Origin of the sequence: Oerskovia sp. NPDC056781 (genome assembly GCF_042789955.1) — a bacterium.
Classification (GTDB): domain Bacteria; phylum Actinomycetota; class Actinomycetes; order Actinomycetales; family Cellulomonadaceae; genus Oerskovia; species Oerskovia rustica.
In genome coordinates this window covers 1-5,301 of the sequence record NZ_JBHUAD010000254.1, presented here as the reverse complement: position 1 = coordinate 5,301, position 5,301 = coordinate 1, and the positions used below count along the sequence as shown (strand labels likewise).

General features: G+C 71.3%; 4 protein-coding genes, 1 tRNA gene and 1 other RNA gene. 5 read left to right on the top strand and 1 reads right to left on the bottom strand.

Going from position 1 to position 5,301, the window contains the following annotated elements; all coding sequences use genetic code 11:
* Positions 1-35 precede the first annotated feature (35 nt).
* Positions 36-121: transfer RNA gene (locus tag ACFRCR_RS16510), tRNA-Ser, on the bottom strand.
* A gap of 151 nt (positions 122-272) precedes the next feature.
* On the opposite strand from ACFRCR_RS16510, the gene ffs reads away from it, so the two are divergent.
* The 5 genes from ffs to ACFRCR_RS16485 all read left to right on the top strand — a co-directional run.
* Positions 273-369, top strand: an RNA gene (ffs, locus tag ACFRCR_RS16505) — signal recognition particle sRNA small type.
* Between the two features lie 524 nt (positions 370-893).
* A complete protein-coding gene (locus tag ACFRCR_RS16500; RefSeq protein WP_377679029.1) occupies positions 894-1,790 on the top strand; it encodes a MetQ/NlpA family ABC transporter substrate-binding protein in 897 nt (298 codons plus the stop codon).
* 194 nt (positions 1,791-1,984) lie between these two features.
* Complete coding sequence (locus tag ACFRCR_RS16495) at positions 1,985-3,247, top strand: methionine ABC transporter ATP-binding protein (protein ID WP_377679028.1); 1,263 nt, start codon at positions 1,985-1,987, stop codon at positions 3,245-3,247.
* Entirely contained in the window at positions 3,244-3,906 is a 663-nt protein-coding gene (locus ACFRCR_RS16490) for a methionine ABC transporter permease (protein WP_377679026.1), read from the top strand. Before ACFRCR_RS16495 ends, ACFRCR_RS16490 begins: the two co-directional genes overlap by 4 nt.
* A gap of 103 nt (positions 3,907-4,009) precedes the next feature.
* A partial coding sequence (locus ACFRCR_RS16485; protein WP_377679024.1) for a DNA polymerase III subunit gamma and tau occupies positions 4,010-5,301 on the top strand: 1,292 nt, incomplete at its 3' end.

Below are 5,301 nucleotides of genomic sequence, written 5' to 3'. Positions count from 1 at the left end.
GGGCCCGCAGCGCACGCTGCGGGCCCTTCGGTCTGCGGAGGATGGGGGATTCGAACCCCCGAGGGCTTTTAACCCAACACGCTTTCCAAGCGTGCGCCATAGGCCACTAGGCGAATCCTCCGTGCTGCAGCGTCGACCCACGCGGGGCGTCAGGCAGCGTGTCGAGAATACCGGACGCCGGGCCTGCGACCGAATCGGCTCGTCCGGGGCCGTGCCGCCCCGTCTCAGGAGGGCCGGTTTCGGACGACCCGCCCTCCTGGGCTAGGCTGGGTCCAGACCCCTCGTGCGGCACTATCTCACTGAACTCCCCCAGGGCCGGAAGGCAGCAAGGGCAGGTGGGCTCTGGTGGGTGCACGGGGGGTCCTTTCGTGTCCGGAGCCCGGGCGCTCCGGAGTGTGGCCTGCGTCATAGGCGACGTGGTGATATCGCCACAGAACATGACATGTCGCCCGCGTTTGACCATGATGCGGATAGTTTTCCGTCCAGCATCTGGAATATCGACCATCGCAGTGGTTTTGAGGCGTCGAGCGTGCGCATCATGGAGCCATGACCCGCCCCACGAGCACCGAGCTCACGACGCACCGCGCAGCAGTCCGCTGCCGAATGTCGTGTCGCTCCGTCCTGCGTGGCGCCGGTCGAATGTGCTGTCAGCTCTGACCTGACCCCAGCACCGCACCGCCCGCTTCGCGAGCGCAGCCCGGAGACGACCGGAGCCCGCGCCGCAGCGCCCGCCTCATCCCCTCCTGAACCACCGACCACCGGTGACGTGTCCTCGCGACGCGCGCTCCGTCGTCGGGCAGGAGGACGTTCCACCTCCCACCCCGTCACCACCGTGACGCCCCCCACGGACGCCCCGCGACAACCGCCGGCGCCCGTCACCGGAAGGACAGCCCATGCTCCGCAAGAACCTGACCCTCGCCGCCGTCGCGGCCGCCGCCGCCCTCACCCTCGGTGCGTGCGCCACGACGCCCGCCGACAGCGGCGCCTCCGGCGGCGGCTCGGCGGACGACGTCGTGAAGATCGGTGTGGTCGGTGCAGCCGACGACAAGTGGGCCGTGTTCGAGAAGGTCGCCAAGGAAGAGGGCCTGAACATCGAGATCGTCGACTTCGGCGACTACCAGCAGGCCAACCCGGCGCTCGCGCAGGACCAGATCGACCTCAACCAGTTCCAGCACCTGCAGTTCCTCGCGGGCTACAACGTCGAGGCCGGCGACGACCTCCAGCCGATCGGCGCGACCGCGGTCTACCCGCTCGCGCTCTACTCGACCAAGCACACGGCGCTCGAGGACATCCCGGCGGGCGGTGAGATCGCGGTCCCCAACGACGCGACCAACCTCGCCCGCGCCCTGCTGGTGCTCCAGGAGGCGAAGCTCATCGAGCTCAAGGACGGCGGCAGCTCGCTGTCGACCGAGGCCGACGTGCTCCCGTCGTCGAAGGTCAAGGTCACCCCGGTCGACGCCGCGCAGACCGCGATCTCGCTCCAGTCCGTCGACGGCGCGATCATCAACAACGACTTCCTCGAGGACGCCGGGCTCGCCCCCGAGGACGCCCTGTTCCAGGACGACCCCGACTCCGCCGCCTCCGAGCCCTACATCAACGTGTGGGTCGCCCGTGCCGCGGACAAGGACGACGAGACGCTCCTGAAGATCGCCGCCCTCTCGCAGAACGAAGAGGTCGTCGCCGCAGAGAAGAAGGCCTCGGGCGGCACCGCGGTCATCAAGGACAACTCCGCGGCCGACCTCCAGGAGATCCTCGCGGGGATCGAGGAGAACTACCGCGCCCAGGGCTGACCCCTCGGCACGAGCCACCGGTGCCCGACGGCGTCACTCACCTGACGCCGTCGGGCTCCCGCGTGCCCTCGCCCGACGCACCACCCGCGTGTTGGACTGTCCGTACACGCCTGTCGTCCCCCGCACACGACGCGTGGCCGCGCGGCTCTCACGAGGAGCCCGGGCCGCCGTACCCCCGCACGAGAGGTTCCTCCGTGAGCATCACCTCGGACACGATGGTCAGCTTCCGCGACGCGACGAAGGTCTTCGGGACCGGTCCGTCCGCCGTGGCCGCCGTCGACGGCGTCACCCTGGACATCCGGGCGGGTGAGATCTTCGGCGTCATCGGCTACTCGGGCGCGGGCAAGAGCACGCTCGTCCGGCTCATCAACGCCCTCGAACCCGTCACCAGCGGGAGCGTCGTCGTCGACGGCGACGAGGTGAGCGCCCTCGGCGAGCGCGAGCTGCGGCCCGTGCGCGCGAGCATCGGCATGATCTTCCAGCAGTTCAACCTCTTGTCCTCGCGGACCGTCGCCGGGAACGTGGCCTACGCGCTCAAGGTCGCGGGCTGGGACAAGCCCCGCCGCGAGGCCCGCGTCGCCGAGCTGCTCGAGTTCGTCGGCCTGTCCGACAAGGCCAGGGCCTACCCTTCGCAGCTCTCCGGCGGCCAGAAGCAGCGCGTCGGGATCGCCCGCGCGCTCGCCACCTCGCCCAAGATCCTGCTCGCCGACGAGGCCACGAGCGCCCTCGACCCCGAGACCACGCGCGACGTCCTCGCGCTCCTGCGCCGCGTCAACGCCGAGCTCGGCGTGACGATCGTCGTCATCACGCACGAGATGGACGTCGTGCGCTCGACGTGCCACCGCGTCGCGGTCATGGAGCACGGCAAGGTCGTCGAGGTCGGCGAGGTCTACGACGTGTTCTCGTCGCCGAAGGCGCCCGCGACCAAGAAGTTCGTCGGGACGGCGCTGCGCGACAGGCCCGGCCCCGAGGCGCTCGAACGCCTGCGGCGCCGGCACCCCGGGCGCCTCGTGACGGTCGGCGTCCACGAGGACGGGACCTCGGGCGCGAGCCTGACGCGGCTCCTGCGCGAGCACGGTCTCGACGGCGCCGTGGTCTTCGGCGGCATCTCCGAGATCGGGGAGCGGCCCTTCGGCTCCCTCACCCTCGAGCTCGCGGGCGACGACGCGACCATCGCGGCGTTCCTCACCGAGCTCGCGGCGACCACCGACGTCGTGGACCTTGGAACCGCCGCGGACCCGCGCGACGACCCGCGCGTCGTGGCCGGGGCGAGCGACGAGTCGGGAGAGGCCGACGACGCGACCGGGGCTCCGCCGTCGGGCCGCGTCGACGAACCCGACCCGCGCGACGCCTGGCAGAGCGAGAGGTGGCCCGGGACGGGAGGCCCCGGCGGCACCCAGGGAACCCAGCCCGGTGACTTCGGCGGCGCGCCCGGCGCGTTCGGAGGGAAGCGATGAACCGCGACTGGTCCACCCTGTGGCCGATCCTGCTGTCCTCGCTGGGCGAGACCCTCTACATGGTCTCGATCGCGCTCCTCGCGGGCGGGCTCAGCGGCCTGGTGCTGGGGCTCGCGCTCTACTGCACCCGCAAGGGCAACCTGCTGGCGAACAGCGTGGTGTTCAACGTCCTCAACGTGCTCGTCAACATCGTCCGGCCCATCCCGTTCATCATCTTCCTGACGATGATCTACCCCGTGACGCTCGCGGTCGTCGGGACGACGATCGGTACCGAGGCGTTCATCCTGCCGCTGTCCGTCATGACGGCGTTCGGGACCTCGCGCATCGTCGAGCAGAACCTCGTGAGCATCGACCCGGGCGTGGTCGAGGCCGCGCGCGCCATGGGCGCCTCGCCGTGGCGGATCATCCGGACCGTGCTCATCCCCGAGGCCCTCGCGCCGCTCATCCTGGGCTACACCTTCATCTTCGTGGCCGTGATCGACATGTCCGCGATGGCCGGCTACATCGGTGGCGGTGGCCTGGGCGACTTCGCGATCCGGTACGGCTACCAGCGCTACAACTGGGCCGTGACGGCCGTGACGGTCCTGGTCATCATCGTGATCGTGCAGGTCGTCCAGTTCTTCGGCAACTGGCTCGCGCGCAAGGTCCTGCGGCGCTGAGGCACTGCCGTCGGTGGGCCGACGGGCCGATGGCGGGGCCCCGGGCAGCACGCCTGGGGACCCGCTGTGCGGGCTGTCAGCCATGCCGTCTAGAGTTGCCGGGGTGAGCACCGCCCTGTACCGCCGCTACCGGCCAGAGACCTTCGCCGAGGTCATCGGGCAGGACCACGTCACCGGACCCCTGCGGCAGGCGCTGCGCAGCGGACGCGTGAACCACGCCTACCTCTTCTCGGGGCCCCGTGGCTGCGGCAAGACGACCTCGGCGCGCATCCTCGCGCGCACCCTGAACTGCGCGCGCAACACCGAGGAGACGCCCATCGACACCCCCTGCGGGGAGTGCTCGTCGTGCGTCGAGCTCGCGCGCGGCGGCTCGGGCAGCCTCGACGTGATCGAGATCGACGCGGCGTCGCACAACGGTGTCGACGACGCCCGCGAGCTCCGCGAGCGCGCGACCTTCGCGCCCGCCCGCGACCGGTACAAGATCTTCATCCTCGACGAGGCCCACATGGTCACGCCGCAGGGTTTCAACGCGCTCCTCAAGCTCGTCGAGGAGCCCCCGCCGCACGTGAAGTTCATCTTCGCGACGACCGAGCCGGACAAGGTCATCGGGACCATCCGCTCGCGCACGCACCACTACCCCTTCCGCCTCGTCCCGCCGGACGTGCTGGGGCCGTACCTCGAGCAGCTCTGCGCCGCGGAGGGCGTGACCATCGGCACGGGAGTCGTGCCGCTCGTCGTGCGCTCGGGCGGTGGCTCGGTCCGCGACTCGCTGTCCGTCATGGACCAGCTCATCGCGGGCGCCGAGGCCGGGAACGTCGACTACGAGCGCGCCGTGGACCTCCTGGGCTTCACGCACGCCTCGCTGCTCGACGACGTCGTGGAAGCCCTCGCGGCCCGTGACGGCGCGAGCATCTTCCGCGTCGTCGAGCAGATCATCACCACGGGGCACGAGCCGCGCCGCTTCGTCGAGGACCTCCTCGAACGCCTGCGCGACCTCATCGTCATCTCCGTCTCCGGCGGGGCCGCGGACGCCGTGCTGCGCGACGTCCCGTCCGACCAGCTCGACCGCATGAAGGCCCAGGCGCAGAACCTCGGCGCGGCCGAGCTCTCGCGCGCGGCGGACCTCGTCAACGCGGCGCTCACCGAGATGAGCGGCGCCACGTCGCCGCGCCTGCACCTCGAGCTCCTGTGCGCGCGCCTCCTGCTCCCCGGCGTGGACGACGGCGCCGCGGGGCTCGCGGCCCGCATCGACCGGTTGGAGCGGGGCGGGCTGGACAGCGGCATCGTGCCTGGCGCGCCGCGACCCGGCGCGCCCGAGAGCCTCGGCGCTGCCGCGCCTCGCGGGCCGCGGGTCGAGGACGACGCACCCGCCGCCCCTGTGAGCGGGCTCAGCGG